Consider the following 25494-nt stretch of genomic DNA (forward strand, 5'->3'; position numbering starts at 1 on the left):
ACCATGGACACCCTCGCACCGCAGGTCATCCGGCCACCCGCCGTCATCCTGCAGCCCACCACACTGTGCAATCTCGACTGCACCTACTGCTACCTGCCGTTCCGGAAACTGAAGAACACCATGTCGACCGAGGTCCTCGACGCCGTGGCGTCCGGGCTGGCCGGCTGGAACGAGCACGGGCCGACCGAGATCGTCTGGCACGGCGGCGAACCCATGCTCGTCGGCGCGGCCGGGCTGGACGCCATGATGGCCCGGTTCGACGGGCTCGACGTCCGGCACAGCATCCAGACCAACGGTGTGCTGGTCGACGACGCGTGGTGCGAGCTGTTCACCCGCCGGTCGGTGCACGTCGGGGTCAGCGTGGACGGGCCGGAGGAGTTCAACCGGTACCGGCTGAACCTCGCCGGCCGGCCGTCCTGGGCCCAGACGATGCGCGGGATCGCGAAGCTGCGCGAGCGGGACGTCCCGTTCAGCGCCATCGCGGTCGTGTCGCACCCGTTCCCGGCCCTGGCGCAGGAGTTCTACGACTTCTTCGCCCAGCTCGGCTGCACCTCGGTGGGCGTGAACATCGAGGAGCAGGAGGGCGTCAACACCCGGCACACCGGTCGCTCCACCGTCCGGATGGCGGACTTCTGGGCGGCGCTGACCACGGCCTGGCGGGCCAACCCGGTGATCGGGGTCCGCGAGATCGGTTACGTGCTCGACCACCTGGCCCGCGACCGGGCCCCGGGCGGGCGCGGCATCTGGGTCGACCCGCTGCCGACGGTCGGCTGGGACGGCTCCGTAACCCTGCTGTCGCCGGAGATGGCGGGGTTCGACTCACCCGAGTACGGCGACTTCGCCTGCGGGAACGTGCTGGAGACCCCGCTGCCCGCCCTGGTCGACGCCGGGCTGCGCGAGCGGTGGCCGACGGAGTTCCTGGCCGGGGTCGCGCGCTGCCGGGAGATCTGCACGTTCTTCGACTTCTGCGGCGGCGGGCACCCGGGCAACAAGTACTTCGAGCACGGTCGGTTCGACGTGACCGAGACGGACTACTGCCGCAACAGCAAGATCGCACTGCTCCAGGGGGTCCGGGCCACGCTGTGACCCGGATCGGCGGTCGAGCCCGACCCTGACCAGGGCGACGCCGTGAGCCACGTGGCCGGCGGTGCCTGGCCGTCGATGCCGCGAGTCGCCTGGCCGGCGACGCCGCGAGCCATGCCCTGAAACCATTCGAGTGGTGTCGAAGGCCCCCGACGGTTGCCAGGGGCCTCGACACCACTCAGGTCTGTTCTGCCTCTGTCGCGTCCTGTGTAGCTGACCGGAGTCGCGCGGTACTACCGCGTGGTGCCTCTCGTCCGGCGGATGTCGAGGACGAAGGCGCCCACGTAGGCGACGAACAGCACACCGGTGGCGGCGAGGTTCACCGTGCGCCCGGCGTCGGCGGCGATCAGGCCGATGAGGGTGGCGCAGCCGATCACCGAGACCACCAGCCCGGCGGCGTGGGTGCGCAACGCGGCGCCGAACGAGCCTCCGGAGCTGGAGGCCAGGAGCCAAATCAGATTGATGAGCGTGAAGAGGCCCACCAGCCATACCATCGCGCTCAATCCGCTGGACTTCACGTTCGTTCTCCCCTCGTGGCCTGTGTGGCAATCCTAGGGTTTTCCGGTGGCTGACCGGCGATCGGCCGGCCAGCCACCGGAGGCGTCACTCAGGCGGTCTTCGGCTTCATGTAGAAGTCCGGGTCGTGGTTCGCCCAGGTGATCGAGATCTCCTTGAAGTCCCGGTCCTTGGTGGTGTCCGTGGCCTTCGAGTCCTGGGTGAAACCGTCGGTGGTGTTGTTGTTGAGTTTCATGCCCAGGTCGGCGAGGGCCATGACGATCGCACCGCCGATGATCACCAGTGCGGTGGCGGTGATCGCCGAAGCGGCGATCCCGATCGCGGCGGCCGCCGCGGCCGTCACGGGGAAGTACTGCATCGGGATCGCCACGATGGCCGCGATACAGGCGGGGATCGTGATGGCGCCGAGGGAGTCGATCGCGTCCTGGTAGAAGGACCGGACCCGCTCCAGTTCGCCGGCGTTGCGCAGGCAGGCCGTACGGATGGCGGCGGATTCGTTCTTGATGTTGCGGATGAAGCTGTCGAAGGCCTCGCGGTCGTCCGCGTCCCAGACGTCCTCGGGGAGGTACTGGCCCTCCCAGTCGTTGAGCTGCTGGACGAAGGAGCCGTGGTCGTCGGGCCCGAGGAGGTCGGCCGCCTTCATCCACTTCTCGACGCCCTTCACGGCGTCCTTGTCGTCGTACATGTCCAGCGCGATGGTGAACGCGAGCAGGGCGACGGCGCCGGCGATCGCGTACCAGTTGCCGCGGGTCATGGCGGCGAGCCGGCCGATGCCCGAGGCGGGCGCGGGGGGCACGGGCGGGCGCAGGGGCAGGCCGTCGGGGCCGAGCAGACCGCTCATCGGGTGGACTCCTTCGTCGTCATTTCTTGACCACCCAGTCCTGGTCGGACTTCGCCCAGTTGTCGGCCACCGCGTTCAGCTTCGTGGCGATCTCGCGGACCTTCTCGATGCCACCCTTGACGTTCTGCAGGTGGCGTTCGAGTGCCTGGTTGTGGGCCGCGACCGCGCCCGACCCGAACACCGACAACGTCAGGCCCGACAGCCGGGTCTCCTCGATGGCCGTCTGGGTGTTCATCAGGGAGACGATCGGCCCACCGTCCTCCGAGGTCAGCTTCTCGGCCGCCTTGCGGAGGCCGGGTACGTCTACTGCAGCCATGGCGATACTCCTCTCTGCTGCTCGCTAGCGGATCATTCCGCGCAGTTCGGGCATGCTTATGCCCATCGACTTCAGGTACTCGTAGGGGTCGTAGTCGCCGGACTTCATCTTCTGGTAGAGGTCCGCGTCTCCCATGGCCTCGCCCATCATCTGGTCCAACGTCTCGTCGAACTGCCGGTACGCCTCGTTGAGGGCGGCCTGGACGCCGTCGGCGATGGTGAACGAGTCACCGCGCATCGCCCGGCCGTTGATCTGGATGTCCACGCACCGGCCGTCGCCGTTGACGGTCGCCTCGACCATGCCGTCGGGGCTGGTGCCCGTGATCCGGAGCTCGGCACGGGCCGCTTCCATCTCGGTGACTCGTCGCTGGGACTCCTCCGCCTGGCGCAGCATCGCGTCCATGTTGAACCCGCTGAGTGCGGTGAGTTTGGAGATATCCATACGATTAATCCCTCTTTGATGGCATCTTGGTGATCTTGCTGCTCCCAAGGAGACTACCGAACGCGGACAAGCCGGAGCCGGCCCGCGATCCCGCCGGGGTGTAACCAGCCGGAAACAACACGTCACCTGGTCGAAATCGATCAGACTCTGTGCGTGAAACACCCGCCCGGTTAGCTTCAGCCAGCCGGTTGCAGGGCAGTGTCGCCCCCTTGAGCCGGACGTTTTGGCTACGAGAGGAGCGGCGCATGCCGCCGATCAACGCGGGTGACACCGCCTGGGTGCTCGCCTCGACCGCCCTGGTGCTGCTGATGACGCCCGGGCTGGCCCTGTTCTACGGCGGCCTGGTCCGGAGCAAGAGCGTCCTCAACATGATGATGATGAGCTTCTCCACGGTCGGGCTGGTCAGCGTGCTGTGGGTGGCCTACGGCTACAGCGTCGCGTTCACCACCGACAGGTACCAGGGGCTGTTCGGCGGCTTCGAGGCCCTCGGGCTGCGCGGGGCGCTCGACGGTACGACGGGCGTGGACGAGCACAAGATCCCGGTTCTGGCCTTCGCGGCCTTCCAGTTGATGTTCGCGATCATCACCCCGGCGCTGATCAGCGGGGCGATCGCCGACCGGGCCAAGTTCGGCTCCTGGCTGCTGTTCGTGGGCCTGTGGGCGACGATCGTGTACTTCCCGGTCGCGCACTGGGTGTTCGGCGCGGACGGGTGGATCCTGAGCGAGCTGAAGGCGTTCGACTTCGCCGGCGGTACCGCCGTGCACGTCAACGCCGGTGCCGCGGCCCTGGCGCTGTGCCTGGTGCTCGGCAAGCGGGTCGGCTGGCCGAAGAAGGAGTCCTTCAAGCCGCACAACGTGCCCATGGTGCTGCTGGGCGCGGGGCTGCTGTGGTTCGGCTGGTTCGGGTTCAACGCCGGTTCGGCGCTGGCCGCCAACGGGCTGTCCGCGATGGCGTTCATGAACACGCAGGTCGCCACGGGTGCCGCGCTGCTGGGCTGGATCGTGGTCGAGTGGCTGCGCGACGGGAAGCCGACGGCCGTGGGTGGCGCGTCGGGTGCGGTCGCCGGCCTGGTCGCGATCACCCCGGCCTGTTCGACGGTGGAGCCGATCGGGGCCATCGCGATCGGTCTGATCGCGGGCGCGGTGTGCGCCCTGGCGATCGGGCTGAAGTACAAGCTGGGCTTCGACGACTCCCTCGACGTGGTCGGCGTGCACCTGGTCGGCGGCGCGGTGGGCGCCCTGCTGATCGGCCTGTTCGCCACGACCCTGTCGGGCGGCACGGGCGACATCAACGGCGTGTTCTACGGCGGCGGCTTCGCCCAGCTCGGCAAGCAGGCGATCGCGGTCGCGGCCGTCGGGGCGTACTCCTTCGCCGTGACCTGGCTGCTGGGCTGGGCGATCGAGAAGACCGTCGGGTTCCGGCTCAGCCCGGAGGCGGAGGCCGAGGGCATCGACACGGCGGAGCACGCGGAGAGCGCGTACGAGCTGAGCACGACCGGCGGCGGCAGCGCCTTCGCCCTGGCCGGCATCGCGCCGGGACCGGCCCCGAAGGCCGCTGAGAAGACCGCCCCCGAGGCCGAGAAGGTTGGAGCCGAGTGAACATGAAGCTCATCACGGCGGTCATCAAGCCGCACCAGTTGGAGACGGTCAAGGAGGCCCTCGCGGCGCTCGGCGTGGCCGGCATGACGGTCAGCGAGGTGCAGGGCTACGGCAGGCAGAAGGGCCACACCGAGGTGTACCGGGGCGCGGAGTACACCGTCGAGTTCGTGCCGAAGATCCGCCTGGAGGTGGTGATCGACGAGTTCGACGCCGCGAAGGTGGTCGACGCGCTGGTCACCGCCGCCCGGACGGGGCGGATCGGCGACGGCAAGGTCTGGGTCACGCCCGTCGAGGACGTGGTCCGGGTCCGGACCGGCGAGCACGGCCTCGATGCCCTCTGAGTCGGCCCGGCCGAGGTCCCCGGCGCCTGCCGGGGACCTGACCCCCGGCCGGGGCCGGGACGGCGGCCGGCCCCTGAGGGAGCTGGTCGCCGCCTCGGCCGTCGGGGAGCGGGCCGAGCTCCTCGACGGCTGGTTGGCGGGGCTCCTGCCACCCGGGGGCGGCGTCGCGCTGGTCGCGGTGGGGGGCCTCGGGCGGCGGGAGCTCCCGCCGTACCCGGATGTGGACCTGCTGCTCCTGCACGACGGCTGGCCGGGGATCGGGACGGTCGCCGACCAGGTCTGGTACCCGATCTGGGAGCAGAAACTGCCCCTGGACCACGCGGTACGCACCGTCGAGGAGGCGCTCGCGGTCGCCGATCAGGACGTGAAGGCGGCCCTCGGCCTGCTCGACGCCCGGCACCTGGCCGGGGACCCGGCGCTGACCGCCCGGCTGCGGGGCGTCGCGGTCGGCAGCTGGCAGTCCCGGGCGGCGCACCGGCTGGCGGCGCTGCGGGAGGTCACCGAGGCCCGGTGGCGCGACCGGGGCGAGCTCGCGTTCCTGCTGGAGGGCGACCTGAAGGAGGCCCGGGGCGGGCTGCGGGACGCCACCACACTGCGGGGCATCGGCTACGCGCAGATCGCCGACACGCCCCGACCCGCCGCCCGGGCCGCCGCGGCCCGGCTGCGGGAGACCCGCGAGGCCCTGCACCACGCGGCGGGCCGGCGCTGCGACCGGCTGCTGGCGGAACTGCGCGAACCCGTCGCGGACCTTCTGGGGGTACCGGACCGGGAGACGCTGCTGCGCCGGGTGTCCGAGGACGCGCGCACCCTGGCGTACGCGGCCGACGACGCGTGGCGGGCCGTCGACCGGTGGCGGGCCCGCTCCGGGAAGCCGGGGCCGAGGCGCCCGCTGGCCGACGGCGTGGTCGAGTCCGGGGGCGAGGTCCGGCTGGCCCGGGCGCTGCGGCCCGACCCGGTCCTGCCGTTGCGGGTCGCGGCGGCCGCGGCCACCCACCGGTTGCCGATCGCCACGAGCACGCTCGACTGGCTGGCGAAGAACTGCCCGCCGCTGCCCGAACCCTGGCCCGCGGGCGCCCGCCAGGCCTTCCTGACCCTGCTCGGCGCGGGGCCGGCCCTGGTGGACGTGTGGGAGGCGTGCGACCGGGCGGGGCTGGTGACCCGGTGGCTGCCGGAGTGGGGCCGGGTGCGGTTCGCGCCGCAGTACGACCCCGTGCACCGGCACACCGTGGACCGGCACCTGATCGAGACGGCGGCGACGGCGGCCCGGTACGCGCACGAGGTGGGCCGGCCGGACCTGCTCGTCCTGGGCGCGCTCGTGCACGACCTGGGCAAGGGCCTGGGGGCCGCCGGGGACCACTGCGTCGCGGGCGTGGCCCCCGCCGCGCTGGTCTGCGCCCGGATCGGGCTGTCGGCCGCAGACACGGCGGTGGTCACGAACCTGGTCCGGCACCACCTGCTGCTGGCGGACGTGGCCACCCGGCGCGACCTGGCCGACCCGGCGACCCTGCCGCCGGTGGCCGAGGCCGTGGGGACCACCGACCAGCTGGACCTGCTGTACGCGCTCACCCTGTCCGACGCGGCGGCCACCGGGCCCGGCGCGTGGTCGGACTGGAAGGGCAAGCTCGTCGCGGAACTGGTCGGGCGGGTCGGCCGCTACCTGGGCTCCGGCCCGGTGCCGGCCCCGGGGCTGCCCGACCCGGCGCGGTTCGCGGGCGGGCCGCTGCCCGTGGTGACCTGGCGGAACGGGCTGGTGTCCGTGCTGGCCCCGGACCGGCCGGGCCTGCTCGCGGCGGTCGCGGGGTGCCTGGCCCGGCACCGCCTCGACGTGCTCGGCGCGACGGTGTCGTCCTCGGTGGGACCGGCGGAGGGCGCTGCGGCGACCGGGGGCGAGGGGCCCCGGGCGCTCGTGGAGTGCGAGGTGCGGCCCCGGTACGGCGCTCCGCCGACGTCCGGGCTGCTGCTCGACGCGCTCCGCCGGGCCGTGCTCGCCGGTCCTGCGGAGCCCCGGCCGGCGGAGTCGCCCGCCGACGTCCGGCTGCGCTGGTGCCACGACGCGACGGACGCCACGATCCTGGAGGTGCGGGCCACCGACGCGCCCGGGCTGCTGCACCGGATCACCACGGCGCTCGCCGAGGCGGGGGCGGACGTGCGCACGGCCAGGGTGGCGACGTACGGCGCGGCGGCGGTGGACGCGTTCTACCTGGTGGGGGAGTACTCGCGAGCGGAGGTCGAGCGGGCGGTCACGGCGCGGGTCGGGGGCTGAACCGCGCTGGGCCGGCCCCCGCCCGTACCCGTCTAGCCCGGGGGTGTGGGGTGCAGCTGGCGGCGGAAGAGCCGCATCAGGCAGAGGTTCTCCGCGATCGTCATCGACGCGTACGGCCCGTGGTGCTTCGCGCTGGTCTGCCCGGTGCGCAGCGCCTCCTCCGCGTTGGCCAGCGCGAACCGGATCTCCGCGAGGTAGACGCCCTCCAGGAAGCAGGGCGGCTCGTCGGCGGCGATCAGGGCCGCGCCGATCTCCCACAGGGTGCGGCGGATGTTGCCGGACAGGAACAGGTTGCGGGCGGCCAGTGCCCGGGAGTAGAGCCGGACGTACAGCGTGAAGTGCGCCGGGTCGTCCAGCACGAGGGGCAGGAGCCGGCCGTCGCCCAGGTCGACGTCGACCTGTTCGGGGTGCAGGCCGCGCTCGACGACCTCCCGGCAGACGTCGTGCACGTCGGTGCCCTTGACGGTGGTCCTCACGACGTCACGTCCAGCACCCGCAGCAGGTTCCCGCCGAACAGGTCCGGCATCCGTTCCTCGGGCACCCCGGCCATCGCCGCCATGATCCCCATCGACTGCAGGGACACGGTGCTCGACGAGTAGGGCTTGTCGGAGCCGTACATCACGCGGGACGGGTCGACCTCGCGGAGGACCTGGAACAGGTCGTAGACCCGGACGACCGAGGTCTCGAAGTACACGTTGGGGAAGGGTTTGAGCACCCGCAGCGCCCGGGGCATGTCGATGAACGAGGCGTGCCCGAGGATCAGCTTCAGGTGCGGCAGCGCGGCGGCGACCGTGGCGACGTCGTGCGAGATGGCCGGCATGCCGTACCCGGTGTGCACGAGCACCGGCAGCCCGTCGTCGGCGGCGCGCCTGTAGATGGGGCGCACCAGGTCCGAGCCGATCTCGAACTCCTGCGCCCGGGGGTGCAGCTTCACGCCCACGTGGCCCCGGGCGAGGCAGGTCTCGTACTCCGCCTCCCACGGCCCGTGCGGGTTCAGCCGCATGAACGGCAGCAGCCGGTCGGCGTGCGGCGCGCACTCGGCGAAGATCCGCTCGTTGGGGACGTGGAAGTCCTCGCCCTGGTCGGGGTCGTTGAACGGGAACACGACGGCCCCGGTGACGTCGAACTTGGCCAGGTCGGCGAGCAGCCCCTCCGCGTTCAGCGTCTTGCCGTCGGTGTCCGTACCGAGGTGGGTGTGCGCGTCCCAGATCGGGGCGTTCTCGACGGCGGAGGCCGTGACCTGACTGAGGTACTCGTAGGAGTCCATCGCCATGCCCCCCTGGGGGATGGCCCGCAGGTCGAAGTACCGCTCGTACGGGATACGCATCGCAACATTATTAGCTACGTCACAGCGGAAGTCGCGGCGGGTGGCGGGTACCAGATGAGGCTTTTGACCGGCCTGAATGAACTGGGACGGGGCCGGTAGTCTGGAGCGACGCGGATTCAACCACCACCAAGGGATGACCTGACGTGTTCGACACGCTCTCCGACCGGCTCTCTGGCATCTTCGCCCAGCTCAAGGGCAAGGGGCGCCTCAGTGACGCCGACATCGACCGCACCGCCCGGGAGATCCGGATGGCGCTGCTCGAGGCGGATGTCGCCCTGCCCGTGGTCAAGTCCTTCATCCACCAGCTCAAGGAGCGCGCCCGGGGCTCCGAGGTCTCCAAGGCCCTCAACCCGGCCCAGCAGGTCATCAAGATCGTGCACGAGGAGCTCGTCGGGGTGCTCGGCGGCGAGGCGCGCCGGCTCCAGTTCGCCAAGCAGCCCCCCACGGTGATCATGCTCGCCGGCCTCCAGGGCGCCGGTAAGACCACCCTGGCCGGCAAGCTCGCCCTGCACCTCAAGGGCCTCGGCCACCAGCCGATGCTCGTCGCCGCCGACCTCCAGCGGCCCAACGCCGTCCAGCAGCTCCAGGTGCTGGGCGAGCGGGCCGGCGTCGAGGTCTACGCGCCGGAGGTGGGCAGCGGGGTCGGCGACCCGGTCCAGGTGGCCCGGGACGCGATCGAGCACGCCAAGCGGCACCTGCGCGACATCGTCATCGTCGACACCGCCGGCCGGTTGGGCATCGACGAGGAGATGATGGCCCAGGCCGCCGCGATCCGCGACGTGACGAACCCGGACGAGGTCCTGTTCGTCATCGACGCGATGGTCGGCCAGGACGCGGTGGCCACGGCCGAGGCGTTCCGCGACGGGGTCGGCATCACCGGTGTCGTGCTGTCCAAGCTGGACGGCGACGCCCGCGGTGGCGCCGCGCTGTCGGTCCGCAACGTGACCGGCCAGCCGATCATGTTCGCGTCCACCGGCGAGAAGCTGGAGGACTTCGACGTCTTCCACCCCGACCGGATGGCGTCGCGGATCCTCGGCATGGGCGACATGCTCACGCTCATCGAGCAGGCGGAGCGGGTCTTCGAGGACGACCAGAAGGAGAAGATGACCGCCAAGCTCATGGGCGGTCAGGACTTCACCCTCGAGGACTTCCTCGACCAGCTGCTCGCGGTCCGCCGGATGGGCCCGATCTCCAACCTGCTGGCGATGATGCCCGGCATGAACCAGATGAAGGACCAGATCGCCGAGGTGGACGACAAGCACCTCGACAAGGTCACCGCGATCATCCGGTCGATGACCCCGGGCGAGCGCACCGACCCGAAGCTGCTCAACGCCTCGCGCCGCACCCGGATCGCCAACGGTTCGGGCACGTCCGTCACGGACATCAACCAGCTCATCACCCGGTTCACCGAGGCGCAGAAGATGATGCGCCAGATGGGCGGCATGATGGGCCTGCCCGGCCGGGGCAAGGCGAGCTTCACGAAGTCGCAGAAGAACAAGCGCAAGGACGCCAAGAAGAAGGGCGGCGGCGCGTCCGGGGCCCGGGCCAAGGGCGGGATGCCGACCCTGCCGCCGGGTCTGCCCCCGCAGCTCCCGCCGGCCGGTGGCATGCCGGACCTGCCCCCCGGCTTCAAGCTGCCGAAGATCGACTTCAACAAGTTCAAGAAAGACAAATAGCTTTATTTGGTACGTGTGCCCAGCCCCTGCCACCCGGTGGTGGGGGCTGGTAGAAAGAGGGCCATGGCCCTACATGTGCGTGGTGTCGTCCTGCCCGACGACGAGGTCCGTGACCTGTGGCTGGTCGGCGACCGGGTCACCTTCGAGCCGGTGCCCGACGCGACGACCGTGGTCGACGGCGGGTTCATCCTCCCCGGCCTGGTGGACGCGCACTGCCACCCCGGCATCCGCCCCGGCGGCGGTCCGGTGGCCTCTCTCGACGAGGCCCGCGGCCTGGCCGCCATCGACCGCGACGCCGGTGTCCTGGCGATCCGCGACATGGGCTCCCCGTTCCCGTACGCCGAACTGGACGACGCCGAGGACATGCCCCGCCTGGCCCGGGCCGGCCGGCACCTGGCCCCCGTCAAGCGTTACCTCCGGGGGATCGGCGAGGAGCACGAGGCCGACACCCTGCTCGACGGCGTCCGCCGACAGGCGGCGGCCGGCAACGGCTGGGTGAAGATCGTCGGGGACTGGATCCAGCGCGACACCGGCGACCTGGCCCCGTCCTGGGACGCCGACGTGATCCGGGCCGCCGTCGCGGAGGCCCAGGCGGCGGGCGCGCGGATCGCGGTGCACACCTTCGACGAGGAGGCCGTGCGGATCTTCGTCGACGCCGGGGTGGACTCGGTGGAGCACGGCACCGGCCTGTCCCTCGACCTGATCGACACCATGGCCGCCCGGGGCACCACCCTGACCCCCACCATGATCAATATCGACACGTTCGAGGGCATCGCCAGCCAGGCCGACGGCAAGTTCCCGGTGTACGCGGCTCACATGCGCCGCCTGCAGCGCGACTTCCCGGCGGTGGTGGCCGCCGCGTACGAGGCCGGGGTGCAGATCTTCATCGGCACCGACGCGGGCGGCGGGATCAGCCACGGACTGGCCGCCGAGGAGATGCTGCTCCTGCACGAACGGGCCGGGATGAGCGCCCTCGACGTACTGGCCGCCGCGTCGTGGAAGGCGCGCGAGTGGCTCGGCTTCCCCGGCCTGGTCGAGGGCGGGCTCGCCGACCTGGTGGTCTACCCGGCCGACCCCCGGCGCGACCTGTCCACGGTCCGCGAGCCGGTCCGGATCATTCTTCGGGGCAGGGTCCTCCTGTAGCGGCGGCGCTCCGCACCGCCGCACCCCGCGCCGCCGCCCGCACCGCACCGCCTGCCCGCCGCCGTGCCGCCCGCACCGCACCGCCTGCCCGCCGCCGCACCGCCCGCACCGCATCGCACCGCCTGCCCGCCGCCGCACCGCCCGCACCGCATCGCACCGCCTGCCCGCCACCACGGCCCACCCGCTGTACCTTCGTCCCGGCCGACCACCCCGCGGCCCTGGCCCCGGCTCCCCGGCGCCCGTCCGACCGTCGAGTGGAGGCAGCATGCCCCCGACCTGGGTGACCTCACTGTTCGGCCCGTTGATCCTCGTCCCCGAGTCGGCGTGCGCCGACTGGCCCGGCGCCCCGGACCCGTACCCGGACGGCACCGGCGACCACGACCGGGCCGGCGAGGTCGACGAGTACGTGGACGTCATCGACTTCCACGACGCGCAGGTCCTGGTACTGGGCGAGGAGCAGTTCCGAACCACGTACCTGCCGGCGCACCGGACGCTCGTCCGGCTCGGAGCCGCCGATAGCGACGTCGACCTCCCCGCACTCGTCGGGGAACTCCTCCCGGACGCGGTGTGGACGTCAGTGGTGGGCTGGGCCATCACGGAACCCGTCGTCCTGTTCGACTCGGCATACGGCGGCGCTGAGCTCGCAGGGGAGGAACACCTGCGGATCGACCTGGAGCCGGGCGACTACGTCGCCGAGGGCGCCTGGGTGGAGACCCGGGGCGCGTGCCTGATCCTGGTGCGGCTGACCCCGCGCGGCGCGAACCCCTGAATCACCCCCCGCGCCGCCAGCAACACCCGACAACGGCCCGCCCCGCCCGCCAACCGCCCACCCCGCCCGCCAACCACCCGCCCCCGACGCCGACCGGGGATGACAGGGCACATACGCGCCCCCGTCACCCCCGGCCAGTTCCCAGCGGCGGCACCACCTGCGTGGCCCACCCCTGAGAGCGTCCCTCCTGCGGCTACGCCGCCTTACGAGCCTTCGTCAACCGCCGCAACGCGAACCCGGTGACCACCAGGAACCCGGCCACCCCCAGCAGCGTCGGCACCAACGGCCCCCCACCGGTCACCGGCAGCTCCGGCGTCGGCGGCGTCGTCACGGGCGCGCTCGGCGTGACACTGGCGGTCGCCGACGGAGACGCGGTCGCCGAAGGGGACGGAGACGTGGACGGCGACGGCGAAGGCGACGGGGACCCCGAGGGCGACGGCGTCATGGACGGGGTCGGCCCCGACTGGGACCCCGACCCGTACAGCTTCGCGACCCGGACGTGCTCCGGCCCCACCTGGTCGGTGACCGTGAGCGTGCCGGAGCGCGGCCCGCCCGACGTGGGCTTGAACGCGACCTTCACGGTGCAGCTGCCGGCCGGCCCGGGGACCGACGTACCCGTGCAGGTGTCCTCGCTCTTGAGGAAGTCCCCGGCGTTGGTGCCGCCGATCGTCACGGAGGTGATGGCGTAGGGCGCGTTGCCGGTGTTGGTGACGGTGAACGTCTGGGTGGGGCTGGTCGTGCCGACCTGGTGGCCGCCGAAGTTGTGGCTGGCCGGGGCGAGGCCCACGATGGGCGCCGCCTTGACCCCGGGCGCGGCCGGCGCGGCGACCGGCGCGGCGACGGGCGCGGCGACGGCCGGAGCCTCGCCCGCACCGGTGGTCATGGCGAAGGCGGCCAGGGCCGCGAACACCCCGACCGCGCCGGCCACCTGGGCCTGCACGGACAGGATGGGGGTGCGTGTCCTCATTGTTCTCCTCGGAGCATGTGTGCGGGCTGCGCGAGGTGTGCGACTTCCCGTACTGAAAAAGTCTTCTCGGGCCCGAGTGTACGGATCATTAACGACTAAGTACCCTTAAACGGGTATAAGCGTTTGAAAAGGGGTCGCCGAGGTGACGGCGCGGCCCGCGACTAGGATCGGTGCCCATGGCGCGTGTGCTCACTCCCCGGGCGGAAGACTTTCCCCGCTGGTACCAGGATCTGATCTCCAAGGCCGAGATGGCCGACAACGGCCCCGTGCGCGGAACGATGGTGATCCGACCGACGGGCTATGCCCTGTGGGAGCGGATGGTCTCCGACCTCGACGCGCGGATCAAGGCCACCGGCGCGGAGAACGCGTACTTCCCGCTGTTCATCCCCGAGAGCTACCTCAAGCGCGAGGCCGAGCACGTCGAGGGCTTCAGCCCCGAGCTGGCCGTCGTCACCCACGGCGGCGGCAAGAAGCTCGAGGAGCCGGTCGTCGTGCGGCCGACCTCCGAGACGGTCATCGGCGAGTTCATGGCGAAGTGGACCCAGTCCTACCGGGACCTCCCGCTGCTGCTCAACCAGTGGGCCAACGTGGTCCGCTGGGAGATGCGCCCCCGGGTGTTCCTCCGGACCAGCGAGTTCCTCTGGCAGGAGGGCCACACCGCGCACGCCGACGAGCAGGACGCCCGCGACTACGCGCGCCGCATCCTGCACGAGGTGTACGAGGACTTCATGGTCAACGTCCTGGCCATCCCGGTGCACGTGGGCCGCAAGACGAACCGGGAGCGGTTCGCGGGCGCGACCAGCACCTACACCCTGGAGGCCCAGACCGGCGACGGCAAGGCGCTCCAGATGGGCACCAGCCACGAGCTGGGTCAGAACTTCGCCAAGGCCTTCGACATCTCCTTCTCCGCGAAGGAGGGCGGCCAGCAGCTTGCCTGGACCACCTCCTGGGGTGTGTCCACCCGGATGGTCGGCGGCCTGATCATGGTGCACGGCGACGACAACGGGCTGCGGGTGCCGCCGAAGCTGGCCCCGATCCAGGCGTACGTCATGGTCGTCAAGGACGGCGAGGGCGTGTCCGAGGCCACCGACCGGGTGCTCGCCGAGCTGCGCGCCGCCGGGGTCCGGGTGCAGGTCAACGACCGGACCGACACCCCGTTCGGCCGGCGCGCCGTGGACGCGGAGCTCAAGGGCTACCCGGTCCGGATCGAGATCGGCCCGCGCGACATCGCCGAGGGCAACGTGACGATCGCCCGGCGCACCGACAGTTCCAAGGTCGCGGTGACCGTGGACGGCGTGGTCAAGGCCGTGCTCAACGCCCTGGAGTCCGACCAGCAGGCGCTGTACGACCAGGCGCTCGCGGCCCGCGCGGCGAAGACCGCCGACGCCGCGACCCTCGACGAGGCGATCGAGGTCGCCGGTTCCGGGTTCGCGCGGATCGCGTGGGACAAGGTCGGCGTCGAGGGCGAGGCGAAGGCCAACCAGTCGGCCGTCAGCGTGCGCTGCCTGGTCCGCGAGGACGGCGGCGTGCCGCTGAGCCAGGACGAGCCCGGCCTGACCGCGTACCTGGCGCGTTCGTACTAAAGAGATTTTTATGTAGTTACGGTGGGCCCCGGCCCGGTGCCATCGGCACCGCCCAGGGTCACCGAGCACGGAGCACACGGGGGCGGCCTGACGGCCGCCCCTCTGGCTATGGTGGGCCGATGCCCCACGAGATCCGACTGTCCTTCGGCGGCGTCGTCTGCCAGATCCTGCCCGTCCGCCCGGTGCTCGACGACGAGCGCGGCCCGCTGCTCGCCCTGCCCGGCGGCACCCCGGTCCGGCGGACCCTGACGGACCCGCCGCTGCGCGAGATCCCCCGCGACGACTGGCCGGAGGGCGGCTTCCCCCTCTCCGACGACGTCTGGTTCGGCAACGGCGTGCTGATCTTCCAGCCGCACGGCGCGGACCACGCGGTCTGGTGGTTCTTCACCGACGCGGGCGAGTTCGCCGGCTGGTACGTGAACCTGGAGACCCGCAGCCCCGACGGCGTCCACGTCACCGACCAGGAGCTCGACATCTGGGTGGAGCCGGACCGGACCTGGCAGTGGAAGGACGAGGAGTCGTTCGCCGCCAAGACCGGCGATCCCCGGTTCTGGTCGGCGGCGGAGGCGGCCGATATCCGGGCGGAAGGGAATCGGGTCGTGAAACTGATCGAGGCGGGGGAGTTCCCGTTCGACGGAACGTGGACCGACCTGCGTCCTTAGAGTACTTTCCGGATGCATGATGAAGAAGATCGTCGTGACCGCAGCGGTCGCCGCCCTGATCCCCCTGTCGGGTACGGCGGCCCAGGCCGCACCGCACCGGACGTACGCCTGGGAGCTCAACTCCACTCCCACCACCTCCCGGCTGCGCGGCCTGGCCGCCGTGAACTCGCACATCGCGTGGACCTCGGGTTCGGGCGGCCGGATCCTGCGCACCACCGACGCCGGGCACAACTGGGCCTCGGTCGGCCCGGCCGGCGTGGAGACGCTCCAGTTCCGCGACATCGAGGCGTTCGACGCGCGGAACGCGGTCGCGCTGTCGATCGGCCCGGGCACGGACTCCCGGATCTACGTGACGGCCGACGCCGGCCGCACCTGGACGAAGTCGTTCCAGAACACCGACGAGAACGCCTTCTACGACTGCGCCGCCTTCGGTGACCGCCAGCACGGCCTGGTGATGTCCGACCCGGTGGACGGCAAGTTCCGGTTCCAGTCGACGTCCGACGGCGGCCGGACCTGGTCGCTGGTGGACCCGGCCGGGATGCCGGCGGCGCTGCCGGGCGAGGCGGCGTTCGCGGCGTCGGGCACCTGCCTGGTGGCCCGGGGCCAGGACTACTGGCTGGCCACGGGCGGCGGCGCGTTCGCCCGGGTGTTCCACTCGTCCGACCACGGCCGGAACTGGACCGTGGCGAACACCCCCGTCCGCAGCCTGGAGTCGGGCGGCATCTTCTCCCTGGCGTTCCGCACCGCCACCGAGGGCATCGCGATCGGCGGGGACTTCGCGGCCCCCGACCGGGCCGGCCAGCTGCTCGCCGTCACGCACGACGGCGGCGCGACGTGGACCGAGGTCGCCGACACCGCCCCGAAGGGGTACCGCTCGGGCGCGGTCTGGACGGGCTCGGAGTACATCGCGGTCGGCCCCACGGGCAGCGACTACTCGGTCGACGGGATCACCTGGAAGCAGTTCGACGCGGGCAGCTTCGACGCGGTGTCGGTGGCCGACGGGAAGTACGTCTGGGCGTCCGGCGAGCAGGGCCGCGCGGCCCGGCTGGTGATCCGGCACTGATCCGTACTGTCCGATCCACGTCACTGATCGGACAAAGCGGCGTGGCGGGGGAGCGGGTCGGATCGTCCATCATGGATTCATGACGAGACGGCGCGACACGCTCCCCGCCTTCGACGGTGCCGCCGAGCTGATGGAACTCCTGGGCAGCCTGTACGCGCCGCCGCCCAACCTGCGCTGGCGGCGGTGGCGGCGCCGGATGCCGGTCGTGCACCTCGTCCGGGGCCCGGCGAACGCCGACCTGCTCGACCGGGTCAAGCTCCGGTTCTCCGAGCAGATCCCGACCGCGCGGCTCCAGCTCACCGCGGACGACGGGGACAACCTGCGCGCCGTGCTCGCCCATCTCGTGGAGCTGCTGGCCGGGGCGCGGGCCTCCGGCGGCCGGCTGCGGTTCCGCAGGCACCAGCTGGTGGAGTACCTGCTCCAGCCCCTGCCCCAGGACGGCACCGCCGACGCGGCCAACCGCGACCGGCTCCGCAGGCGGCTGGTCCGCTGGCTGGGCGCGGTGGACCAGGCCAAGGAGGCCGTGCCGAAGGAGTGGCTCCGGGTGCTGGTCGGCGCCCTGATCACCCCGGCGACGGCGGTCGCGGCGGCCCTGATCGGCCGGTTCGGCCGGCACGCCCGCTGGCTGACCACCCAGCCGTACCTGAACCCGGCCGGGGCAGCCGGACTGACCGGGTTCAGCCGCCAGCTCGGCAACGCCCGGCACGTCGAACGGCACCCGGTGCAGGTCGAGCAGCTGCTGGTCGCCGCGTTCCTCGCCGACCTGAGCGCGGCGTCCACCCGCCGGCTGTTCGGCTGGACCCGGCCCCGGTGGCGCCGCCGCCCGGTCGCGCTCCTGATCGACGACCTGACCAGCGCCCCGGTCGGGCCCCGGCTGCTCCAGGCCCTGCTGGACGAGCGCCGCGCGGCCCTGGGCGACCCGCTGCTCCTGCTCGTCGCCGACACCGAACCCCTCGCCGAACCCCCGGGCGAACTGGCCATCGCCGCCCCGGCGCTCCGCCAGCAGCTCGACAACGGGGTGCAGGGCCAGGAGATCGAGTCCCTGTCCGTGCCCGACGCGGCGGCCCCGGTGACCGAGGTGCCGTTCACGCTGCGGGAACGCCGGCTGTGGCCCGGCTGGGTCTGGCCCGCGGTCGCCGGGGTGCTGGTCGTGGCGCTCCTGGGCGGGGTGGGCGGCACCTGGTTCCAGGACCGCCGGACGTGGTCGGCGGAGCACTGCGGACTGGCGGGGCCGGTCGGCGGCGTGGACGTGCTGACCGTGGGGCGCGAGTGCGTGGGGGTGTCGGACGGGTCGTACCCCTTCGTGAACGATCTTGATCTGTCGAAGGCGCCCGCGTCCTCCACCCTGGGCGTCCGGCGGGCCGAGATCGACCGGCTGCGCACCGTGCAGACCACGATCGGCGCCCGCAACGCCGAGATCGTCGGCAGCGGCCGGGCCTACGTGACGATCGTGCACATGACCGCCATCTCGGTGTCCAGCCCCTCCGGTGCCCTGCTCAAGGGCGCGCGCGAGGAGCTGGAGGGCGTCGCCGTCGCCCAGCGCGAACTGGTGGAGTCCGGCACCCCGATCCGGGTGCTGATCGCCAACGCCGGCTACCGGATGGGCCACGCGCCCCGGGTCGCCGACCTGGTCGTGGCCCTGACCGCCCGCCGGGGCGTGGTCGCGGTCACCGGCATGGGCCAGAGTCTCGCCCCCACCAAGGTCGCGATGGGTCGGCTCCAGGCCGCCGGGCTGCCGATGGTGGGCAGCGTGACCTCCGACGACGAGCTGCCCACGCTGTATCCGCTCTACCACCAGGTGGGCCCGGCCAACCGGCGCGAGGCCACGGTCGCCGCGGCGTTCGCGAAGGTCAAACTCCAGGCGACCACCATCCGGGTGTACGCCTCGGGCGACCCCGCCGACACCTACAGCGACAACCTGGCCCGCGACGCCGAGGAGGAGTTCGCGAAGGCGGGGCTCACGGTCGAACTCCCCGGCCAGGGCCGCTACCGCACCGAGGCGGCCCCGACCCTGCCGCTCCCGACGGCCGCCCAGCGCGGGATCGACGCGTGCGGCAGCGACAGCCTGCCCTTCTTCGCCGGCCGGGAGGCGGAGCTCAGCGAGTTCCTCAGCGGCCTGTCGCAGAGTTGCCCGTCGAAGCGGGTCCGGATCCTGGCTGGCGACGACGCGACCCGGTTCGTCCTGGACGGCAAGCTCGCCGGCTTCCCGAACGTGGAACTGCGCTACATGTCGTTCGCGAGCAGCGCCGCGCTGGCGACCGGCGGCGGGTTGACGGGCTGCCAGCCGGCCCGGTTCTACCAGCTCTACCAGGAGCTCTTCTCCCGGCAGTGCGACGACGCGCTCGACGGCCGGGCGCTGATCGGCCGGGACGCGGTGCTGGTGATCGCCCAGGCGGTGTCGCGGATCCAGGCCAACGGCGCCCAGATCCCGGTCAGCCCCGGCGAGATCCGGTGGGGGATCTGGCGGATCGGGGACCCGAAGCCCTTCGTGGGCGCGAGCGGCCTGATCGACTACGCGCACGCCCCTACCGGACAGGTACCCAGGAACAAGGTCGTTCTGGTCATGCTCGCCCAGGTCGGGCAGCCCCGGCCGACCCTGGAGTGGCAGTGCGGCACGCTCGACGACGCGCACCCGGCGGCCCGGGGCTGTCCGGTGGAGTGAGCGGGGCCGCGCCGGGGAGTGAGCCGGGCCGCCCGATGGCGCCGATCGCGGGATGGTCTGGCAGAATGGTCGGCTGGTAACACTGTCGTGTCGGCGCCCTCTAACCCCGGCACGGCGGCAGTCCACCCGAGGAGCCAGCGCCCAACCCCACGGGCGCGAAGCCACTCAACCGAAGCTACCGCTCAGGAGCAGTTCTACCGTGGCTACAAAGATTCGTCTTCTGCGGATGGGCAAGATCCGCAACCCGCAGTACCGCATCGTCGTCGCCGACTCGCGCACCAAGCGCGACGGCAAGGCGATCGAGTTCCTCGGCATCTACCACCCGAAGGAGGAGCCCTCGCTGATCGAGGTCAACTCCGAGCGGGCGCAGTACTGGCTCGGGGTCGGCGCGCAGCCGAGCGAGCCCGTCCTGGCGCTGCTGAAGCTCACCGGTGACTGGCAGAAGTTCAAGGGCCTCGAGGCCCCCGCGCCGCTGAAGGTCGCCGCCCCGCGCGCCGACAAGAAGGCCGCGTACGAGGCGGAGTCGAAGTTCGCCGCCGGTCTCGCCGAGGCCCCGGCCCCGAAGGCCGAGAAGAAGCCGGCCAAGAAGGCCGCCGAGAAGACCGAGGCCCCCAAGGCCGAGGCCGCCCCGGCCGTCGAGGCTGAGACCAAGACCGAGGAGCAGGCCGTTGTTGCGGACGCAGGCGCGGACGCCTGAAGTGCTCCGCCCCGCGCTGGAGCACCTGGTCAAGGGCATCGTCGAGCACACTGACGACGTCAGGGTGCGGATGGTCGACTCCCGGCGCGGCGCGCGCCTGGAGATCCGGGTGCACCCCGACGACCTCGGCACGGTGATCGGCAGGGGCGGGCGTACCGCCCGCGCGCTGCGCACCGTCGTGGGTTCGATCGGTGGCCGTGGGGTCCGGGTCGAGATCGTCGACGCGTACTAGGCACGTCTGTTGGTGGCGCCGGGTGACTACCCGGCGCCACTTCTCTTCTGTGTGGGAGTTCAGGTCATGTTGTTGATTGTGGGGCGGATCATCCGTCCGCACGGGATCCGTGGCGAGGTCGTCGCGGAACTCCGCACGGACGACCCCCAGGATCGCTTCATCCCCGGGACGGTGTTCACCACCGACCCGGTGGCCCGGGGTCCGCTGACCCTGGAGTTCGCCCGCCAGCACACCACGGCCGGCAAGGCCCGCCTCCTCCTCGCCCTGGAGGAGGTCAACGACCGGGACACCGCCGACAGCCTCCGGGGCGTGTTCCTCGGTGTCGAGGTCGAGGACCTGCCCGAGATCGACGACCCGGACGAGTTCCACGACCACCAGCTGGTCGGGCTCGCGGTCATGGTCGACGGCGAGAAGATCGGCGAGGTCGTCCGGGTGATCCACGGTCCCGCGCACGACCAGCTGGTCGTCCGCCGGCCGGGCACCCACGACGCGCTGGTGCCGTTCGTGGCGGCGATCGTGCCCGAGGTCGACGTGGCGGGCGGCAGGGTCGTGGTGACCCCGCCCGGCGGGCTGTTCGACCTGTGAGAGTCGACGTCTTCACGATCTTCCCGGACTATCTGGCCCCGCTGGAGCTGTCCCTGATCGGCAAGGCCCGCGGCACCGGCGCGCTGGACCTGCGCGTGACGGACCTGCGGGACTTCACCCACGACGTGCACCGCACGGTGGACGACACGCCCTACGGCGGCGGCCCCGGCATGGTGATGCGCCCGGAGCCGTGGGGTCAGGCGCTGGACACGGCCCTGACGCCCGCGAGCCTGCTGCTGGTGCCGAGCCCGGCCGGGCGGCGGTTCGACCAGGCGATGGCGCACGAGCTGGCCGCCGAGGAGCACCTCGTCTTCGCCTGTGGGCGCTACGAGGGCATCGACCAGCGGGTGCTGACGGAGGCGGGGGGCGTCTGCCGGGTCCAGGAGGTGTCCCTGGGCGACTACGTGCTCTTCGGGGGCGAGGTGGCCGTCCTGGTGGTCCTGGAGGCCGTCACGCGGCTGCTGCCGGGCGTGCTGGGCAACGCGGACTCGCTGCTGGAGGAGTCGCACGCGGCCGGCCTGCTCGAGGCGCCGATGTACACGAAACCGGCCGAATGGCGCGGGCATGGGGTCCCGGAGATTCTCCGCTCGGGGGATCATGCGAAAATTGCTCGATGGCGGCGTGACCAGTCGCTGTTACGTACGGCACAGCAGCGGCCTGACCTGCTGAAACGAAGTTACGACACGCTTGACAAGCGTGATCTCGCTGCCCTGTCCGAGGCCGGATTTCAGGTATCAGCCCAGGATGTGGCAGAGTAGTGGGGTTGCTTCTGGCAGCCCCAAACCGTATTGACCGACCCGCGCGCCTATGCGCGCCTTGAGCACGAGGGAAGCAGCAGCGATGAACACGCTGGACACCCTAGACGCCCAGTCTCAGCGGACTGACATCCCGCACTTCCGCGCCGGCGACACGCTCAAGGTGTCTGTTCGGGTCGTTGAGGGCAACCGTTCCCGGGTCCAGGCCTTCCAGGGCGTCGTGATCGCCCGCCAGGGCGCCGGCCTGCGGGAGACCTTCATCATCCGCAAGGTCAGCTTCGGCGTCGGCGTCGAGCGGACCCTGCCGATCAACAGCCCGGTGATCGACAAGATCGAGGTCGTCACCTACGGTGACGTCCGTCGCGCCAAGCTCTACTACCTGCGCGAGCTCCGTGGCAAGAAGGCCAAGATCAAGGAGCTCCGCGACCCGAAGCCGGTCAGCTAGCCGCTTCGAGATCGTCTGACATAGGCTCTCTCCCGTGAGCGAGCCCGAACGACCGTTTGATCGCCCCCGTGGTTCACGTGAACCCGGGGGCGATCGCCGTGCCGGCATCAGACAGCGGATCAAGGAGCGGCGTCAGCAGATGCCGTGGTGGCAGGAGATGCCCCTCCTGCTGATCATCGCGTTCTGCATGGCGGTGCTGCTCCGCACCTTCCTGGTGCAAGCCTTCTACATCCCGTCCGGCTCGATGGAGCCGACGCTGATGATCGGCGACCGGGTGCTCGTCAACAAGGTCGTCTACGACCTGTGGCAGCCCGAGCGGGGCGAGGTCGTGGTCTTCCAGGGCACGGACAAGTGGGCGCCCGAGGTCGTGGCCGCCCCCAGTTCGGGGCTGTTCGGCCGGATCGGGCGCGGGTTCGGCGATCTCGTCGGGTTCAGCGAGCCCAGCGAGAAGGACTTCATCAAACGCATCATCGGGGTACCGGGCGACGTCGTGGCCTGCTGTGACGCCGAGGGCCGGGTGACGGTGAACGGCAAGGGCCTCGACGAGCCCTACGTGGCCGACAACTCGCTGCTCCAGGAGTCGATCCCGGGCCAGGAGTGCCGGTCGCGGAAGTTCCCGAAGGTGACCGTGACCCCGGGGCACGTGTTCGTGATGGGCGACCACCGGGCCGTCTCGCAGGACTCCCGGTGCAACGGGCAGGTGCCGATCGACAAGATCATCGGTCGGGCGTTCGTGATCGCGTGGCCGGCGGGCCGGTGGGGCTCGCTGTCCGTGCCGGAGACCTTTTCCGGGGTACCGAAGCTGAACGCCCTCCGGTTGGAACCGCGACACGTGGCCATGGCTCCCTTGGGTATGGGTCTGTTAATACCGGGCATGGCGGTGTCGGTGCACACAGCACGGCGTCGGGGACGTAGGCTCCCTTGGTGATTGCCGAGGAGACCAGTAAGAAGAGTTCTGGATCGTTCTGGCGTGAACTGCCGTTCCTCCTGGTCGTGGCCGTGGTCGTGGCCCTCCTGGTGCGGGGGTTCGTGCTCCAGACGTTCTACATCCCGTCCGAATCGATGGAGATGACGCTCGTCAAGGACGACCGGGTCCTGGTGAACAAGCTGGTCTACGACTTCCGTTCCCCGCACCGCGGCGAGGTGATCGTCTTCGAGGCCCCGCAGGGCTGGCGGAGCAATCCGGACGAGAAGGACTTCATCAAGCGGGTCATCGGGGTCGGCGGTGACCACATCGTCTGTTGTGACAACAACCGGCTCACCGTCAACGGCGTGCCCCTCGACGAGTCCTCCTACGTCTACGACCAGCCGGGCGTGGAGCGCGACCCCAGCCCCGACCCGTTCGACGTGGTGGTGCCGAAGGGCCGGCTGTGGGTGATGGGCGACCACCGCTACCACTCGGGCGACTCCCGCGAGCACTACGTGCGCAGCAGCCACGACGCGACGACGGCGACGATCTCGGAGGAGTCGGTGGTGGGCAGGGCCTTCGTCCTGTTCTGGCCGTTCGACCGGGCGAGGTGGTTGTCCGTGCCGGACTCCTACGACAAGGTGCCCGACCCGCCGTCATGATCTCTCCGACCCGTGGGGTGATCCGCCGCGACGGCGGGCTCTACGCCCTCGAGAAGGCCCTGCACCGCCGCGGGTTCGCGGCGGTGGCGGGGGCCGACGAGGCCGGCCGCGGTGCCTGCGCGGGCCCGCTGGTGGCCGCGGCGGCCGTGCTCGGCGGTACCCCGGTGCCCGGGCTCGCCGACTCGAAGCTGCTCACCCCCGCCGCCCGGGACCGGGTGTTCGACGAGGTGCTCGCCCACGCGGTGTCCTACGCGATCGTGATCATCGAACCGGCCGACATCGACACGTACGGGCTGCACGTCTGCAACATCGCCGGCCTCCGCCGCGCGATCGCGGGCCTGGACCTGCGGCCCGACTACGCGCTGACCGACGGCTTCCGGGTCGACGGCACCGGGGTCCCCGGGCTGGCGGTCTGGAAGGGCGACCAGGTGGCCGCGTGCGTCGCGGCGGCGAGCGTCCTGGCCAAGGTCACCCGGGACCGGATCATGGTCGACCTGGACGCCTCCTACCCGGAGTACGGTTTCGGGGTGCACAAGGGCTACGTCACCCCGGTGCACGCGGCGGCGCTCGAGGAGCACGGCCCGTGCCCGGAACACCGGCGCTCGTACGCGAACGTGGCGCGAGTTTCGGACAAAAAGTACGCTAGCGCCTAGAAGGTGCCACGATCGGCGTGGCGTCGGGGGTCGACGCGCGATCAGGGGGCTACGTGAGTGAGAATGTCGGCATGGACGGCGGTGGACGATGAGTGCTGAGGATCTCGAGAAGTACGAGACCGAGATGGAGCTGCAGCTCTACCGGGAGTACCGCGACATCGTCCGTCAGTTCTCCTACGTCGTGGAGACCGAGCGCCGCTTCTATCTCGCCAACCAGGTCGACCTCCGGGTGCGCAACGGCGACGGCGAGGTGTACTTCGAGGTGGAGATGCAGGACGCCTGGGTCTGGGACATGTACCGGCCGGCGCGCTTCGTGAAGAACGTCCGGGTGGTCACGTTCAAGGACGTGAACATCGAGGAGCTGGAGAAGCCGGACATCTCCCTGCCGAGCGAGATCTGAGCTGACCGGAACGACCCGGGCCCCGTGGGGGTCCGGGTCGTTCCGTGTTTCCGGCCAACTGGGGTCGGTTTTCAGAGCAGTCCGGCGAGTCTGTAGAGCACCAGGGAGCCGGCGACCGCCACGTTGAGGCTCAGCCCGGTGCCGACCATCGGGATCTCCACGCACGCGTCGAGCAGGTCCAGGGCCTCGGGCGGGATGCCGGTCCGTTCGTGGCCGAGGACGGCGACGGTGCGCTGCCGGGCGGCCGGTAGGTCGGCCAGCCGGACCGCCTCGTCGGCCAGCTCGACGCCGAGGACCCGCGTACCGGCGGCACGTTCGTCCGCCAGCCAGCGCAGCGGATCGCGGACCCGGTGCACACAGGTCGGACGGCGCAGAGTGTTTCCCCTGGCCAGCGCCTCGTCGACCCAGGGGAACGGCGGTACGGCCAGGCAGGCGCCGACCGCGTCGCAGGTGCGCAGCAGGGTGCCGAGGTTGGTGCCGTGCAGGGGCCAGAGCGGGGCGGCGATCAGGTGGCCCCAGCAGCGGTGGGCGGATCGGCGGCGGGCGGCCCGGAGTTCGCGGCGCGGACGGACCCGGATCGCGGGGCTCATCGGGGGTGGGCGGCTCCGCCCGGGGTGGTGCGTGGGTGCATCGGGGGCGTGCTTCGCGGCGCACGCGGGCCATCGCCGGGGATCGGGACTCGCCGACAGTCTAGGCGGCCGGTTGGTGGGGGCGGGAGGAGTTTCGTCGCGCCGGGGTGACCTGCTCGTCCGGTACCCGTCTGGGCCGCGGGTTTGGTCCCTGCCGACCTACCCGTGCGGGTGCCCCCGTTACGGCCCAGCGCCTCCACCTGGGGTTATTTCCGGGGAGTTTTCCACAGGCGGGGTGGTTGTCCACAGGTTGGCTCCGGTGCGCGCGGCGGGCCGGC

General features: G+C 71.4%; 28 protein-coding genes. 20 read left to right on the plus strand and 8 right to left on the minus strand.

All coding sequences use genetic code 11. The features are described from left to right. The first annotated feature begins 3 nt into the window (after positions 1 to 3). Complete coding sequence (gene amcB / locus AB0M43_RS26245; RefSeq protein ID WP_363728409.1) at positions 4 to 1086, plus strand: cyclophane-forming radical SAM peptide maturase AmcB; 1083 nt, start codon at positions 4 to 6, stop codon at positions 1084 to 1086. A 230-nt stretch (positions 1087 to 1316) separates the two neighbouring features. Here amcB and AB0M43_RS26250 read toward each other — a convergent pair whose 3' ends face one another. The 4 genes from AB0M43_RS26250 to AB0M43_RS26265 all read right to left on the minus strand — a co-directional run bounded on the left by AB0M43_RS26250 (position 1317) and on the right by AB0M43_RS26265 (position 3197). Next, the gene (locus tag AB0M43_RS26250; protein ID WP_363728410.1) at positions 1317 to 1601 is read right to left on the minus strand and encodes a hypothetical protein; all 285 of its coding nucleotides are present in this window, start codon (positions 1599 to 1601) and stop codon (positions 1317 to 1319) included. Positions 1602 to 1690: 89 nt separating this feature from the next. Next, positions 1691 to 2440 (minus strand): hypothetical protein, encoded by a 750-nt coding sequence (locus AB0M43_RS26255; RefSeq protein ID WP_363728411.1) that lies wholly within the window; start codon positions 2438 to 2440, stop codon positions 1691 to 1693. 19 nt (positions 2441 to 2459) lie between these two features. Continuing rightward, positions 2460 to 2756, minus strand: coding sequence for a hypothetical protein (locus AB0M43_RS26260; RefSeq protein WP_363728412.1), 297 nt, complete (start codon positions 2754 to 2756; stop codon positions 2460 to 2462). A gap of 24 nt (positions 2757 to 2780) precedes the next feature. After that, positions 2781 to 3197 (minus strand): YbaB/EbfC family nucleoid-associated protein, encoded by a 417-nt coding sequence (locus AB0M43_RS26265; RefSeq protein WP_363728413.1) that lies wholly within the window; start codon positions 3195 to 3197, stop codon positions 2781 to 2783. 245 nt (positions 3198 to 3442) lie between these two features. Here AB0M43_RS26265 and AB0M43_RS26270 point away from each other — a divergent pair, with 245 nt between their 5' ends. The 3 genes from AB0M43_RS26270 to AB0M43_RS26280 are packed head-to-tail and all read left to right on the plus strand — an operon-like array spanning position 3443 to position 7399. After that, positions 3443 to 4795: an ammonium transporter gene (locus tag AB0M43_RS26270; protein ID WP_363728414.1), complete on the plus strand. Its 1353-nt coding sequence runs from the start codon at positions 3443 to 3445 to the stop codon at positions 4793 to 4795. Positions 4796 to 4797: 2 nt separating this feature from the next. After that, the gene (locus AB0M43_RS26275) at positions 4798 to 5136 is read left to right on the plus strand and encodes a P-II family nitrogen regulator (protein ID WP_363728573.1); all 339 of its coding nucleotides are present in this window, start codon (positions 4798 to 4800) and stop codon (positions 5134 to 5136) included. Then, a complete protein-coding gene (locus AB0M43_RS26280) occupies positions 5126 to 7399 on the plus strand; it encodes a [protein-PII] uridylyltransferase (protein ID WP_363728415.1) in 2274 nt (757 codons plus the stop codon). Before AB0M43_RS26275 ends, AB0M43_RS26280 begins: the two co-directional genes overlap by 11 nt. A gap of 32 nt (positions 7400 to 7431) precedes the next feature. On the opposite strand, the gene AB0M43_RS26285 is transcribed toward AB0M43_RS26280, so the two are convergent. After that, entirely contained in the window at positions 7432 to 7875 is a 444-nt protein-coding gene (locus AB0M43_RS26285; RefSeq protein ID WP_363728416.1) for a hypothetical protein, read from the minus strand. Next, positions 7872 to 8726 carry an amidohydrolase family protein gene (locus AB0M43_RS26290; RefSeq protein WP_363728417.1) on the minus strand — a complete coding sequence of 285 codons (855 nt, stop codon included), beginning with the start codon at positions 8724 to 8726 and terminating at the stop codon, positions 7872 to 7874. The genes AB0M43_RS26285 and AB0M43_RS26290 overlap by 4 nt, the downstream gene beginning before the upstream one ends. 143 nt (positions 8727 to 8869) lie before the next feature. Here AB0M43_RS26290 and ffh point away from each other — a divergent pair, with 143 nt between their 5' ends. The 3 genes from ffh to AB0M43_RS26305 all read left to right on the plus strand — a co-directional run bounded on the left by ffh (position 8870) and on the right by AB0M43_RS26305 (position 12314). Continuing rightward, the gene (gene ffh / locus AB0M43_RS26295; RefSeq protein ID WP_363728418.1) at positions 8870 to 10402 is read left to right on the plus strand and encodes a signal recognition particle protein; all 1533 of its coding nucleotides are present in this window, start codon (positions 8870 to 8872) and stop codon (positions 10400 to 10402) included. A 63-nt stretch (positions 10403 to 10465) separates the two neighbouring features. Continuing rightward, entirely contained in the window at positions 10466 to 11545 is a 1080-nt protein-coding gene (locus AB0M43_RS26300; RefSeq protein WP_363728419.1) for an amidohydrolase family protein, read from the plus strand. Positions 11546 to 11810: 265 nt separating this feature from the next. Beyond that, entirely contained in the window at positions 11811 to 12314 is a 504-nt protein-coding gene (locus AB0M43_RS26305) for an Imm21 family immunity protein (protein WP_363728420.1), read from the plus strand. Between the two features lie 193 nt (positions 12315 to 12507). On the opposite strand, the gene AB0M43_RS26310 is transcribed toward AB0M43_RS26305, so the two are convergent. After that, positions 12508 to 13281 (minus strand): choice-of-anchor D domain-containing protein, encoded by a 774-nt coding sequence (locus AB0M43_RS26310; RefSeq protein WP_363728421.1) that lies wholly within the window; start codon positions 13279 to 13281, stop codon positions 12508 to 12510. 176 nt (positions 13282 to 13457) lie between these two features. Here AB0M43_RS26310 and proS point away from each other — a divergent pair, with 176 nt between their 5' ends. From proS to AB0M43_RS26375, 13 genes are all read left to right on the plus strand, one after another. Continuing rightward, positions 13458 to 14864 carry a proline--tRNA ligase gene (proS, locus tag AB0M43_RS26315; protein WP_363728422.1) on the plus strand — a complete coding sequence of 469 codons (1407 nt, stop codon included), beginning with the start codon at positions 13458 to 13460 and terminating at the stop codon, positions 14862 to 14864. A gap of 119 nt (positions 14865 to 14983) precedes the next feature. Further along, positions 14984 to 15526: a DUF402 domain-containing protein gene (locus AB0M43_RS26320; protein WP_363728423.1), complete on the plus strand. Its 543-nt coding sequence runs from the start codon at positions 14984 to 14986 to the stop codon at positions 15524 to 15526. 16 nt (positions 15527 to 15542) lie between these two features. Beyond that, positions 15543 to 16589 (plus strand): oxidoreductase, encoded by a 1047-nt coding sequence (locus tag AB0M43_RS26325; RefSeq protein ID WP_363728424.1) that lies wholly within the window; start codon positions 15543 to 15545, stop codon positions 16587 to 16589. A gap of 79 nt (positions 16590 to 16668) precedes the next feature. After that, positions 16669 to 19251: an ABC transporter substrate-binding protein gene (locus AB0M43_RS26330; protein WP_363728425.1), complete on the plus strand. Its 2583-nt coding sequence runs from the start codon at positions 16669 to 16671 to the stop codon at positions 19249 to 19251. A gap of 199 nt (positions 19252 to 19450) precedes the next feature. Continuing rightward, a complete protein-coding gene (gene rpsP, locus AB0M43_RS26335; protein ID WP_363728426.1) occupies positions 19451 to 19948 on the plus strand; it encodes a 30S ribosomal protein S16 in 498 nt (165 codons plus the stop codon). Further along, positions 19923 to 20180, plus strand: coding sequence for an RNA-binding protein (locus AB0M43_RS26340; protein ID WP_197008862.1), 258 nt, complete (start codon positions 19923 to 19925; stop codon positions 20178 to 20180). Before rpsP ends, AB0M43_RS26340 begins: the two co-directional genes overlap by 26 nt. A 69-nt stretch (positions 20181 to 20249) precedes the next feature. After that, positions 20250 to 20765 carry a ribosome maturation factor RimM gene (gene rimM / locus AB0M43_RS26345; protein ID WP_363728574.1) on the plus strand — a complete coding sequence of 172 codons (516 nt, stop codon included), beginning with the start codon at positions 20250 to 20252 and terminating at the stop codon, positions 20763 to 20765. Continuing rightward, a complete protein-coding gene (gene trmD, locus AB0M43_RS26350; protein WP_363728427.1) occupies positions 20762 to 21523 on the plus strand; it encodes a tRNA (guanosine(37)-N1)-methyltransferase TrmD in 762 nt (253 codons plus the stop codon). The genes rimM and trmD overlap by 4 nt, the downstream gene beginning before the upstream one ends. Before the next feature lie 82 nt (positions 21524 to 21605). Then, entirely contained in the window at positions 21606 to 21965 is a 360-nt protein-coding gene (gene rplS / locus AB0M43_RS26355) for a 50S ribosomal protein L19 (RefSeq protein ID WP_363728428.1), read from the plus strand. A 139-nt stretch (positions 21966 to 22104) separates the two neighbouring features. Beyond that, entirely contained in the window at positions 22105 to 22893 is a 789-nt protein-coding gene (lepB, locus tag AB0M43_RS26360; protein WP_363728429.1) for a signal peptidase I, read from the plus strand. Next, positions 22893 to 23534 carry a signal peptidase I gene (gene lepB, locus AB0M43_RS26365; RefSeq protein WP_363728575.1) on the plus strand — a complete coding sequence of 214 codons (642 nt, stop codon included), beginning with the start codon at positions 22893 to 22895 and terminating at the stop codon, positions 23532 to 23534. The genes lepB (AB0M43_RS26360) and lepB (AB0M43_RS26365) overlap by 1 nt, the downstream gene beginning before the upstream one ends. Then, a complete protein-coding gene (locus AB0M43_RS26370; protein ID WP_363728430.1) occupies positions 23531 to 24187 on the plus strand; it encodes a ribonuclease HII in 657 nt (218 codons plus the stop codon). The genes lepB (AB0M43_RS26365) and AB0M43_RS26370 overlap by 4 nt, the downstream gene beginning before the upstream one ends. Before the next feature lie 88 nt (positions 24188 to 24275). Continuing rightward, positions 24276 to 24587, plus strand: coding sequence for a DUF2469 domain-containing protein (locus tag AB0M43_RS26375; RefSeq protein WP_197007576.1), 312 nt, complete (start codon positions 24276 to 24278; stop codon positions 24585 to 24587). Positions 24588 to 24658: 71 nt separating this feature from the next. Here AB0M43_RS26375 and AB0M43_RS26380 read toward each other — a convergent pair whose 3' ends face one another. Beyond that, positions 24659 to 25177 (minus strand): TrmH family RNA methyltransferase, encoded by a 519-nt coding sequence (locus tag AB0M43_RS26380; protein ID WP_363728431.1) that lies wholly within the window; start codon positions 25175 to 25177, stop codon positions 24659 to 24661. Positions 25178 to 25494 lie beyond the last annotated feature (317 nt).

The organism is Longispora sp. NPDC051575 (assembly GCF_040681875.1).
In the GTDB taxonomy this organism is placed as follows: Bacteria; Actinomycetota; Actinomycetes; order Mycobacteriales; family Micromonosporaceae; genus Longispora.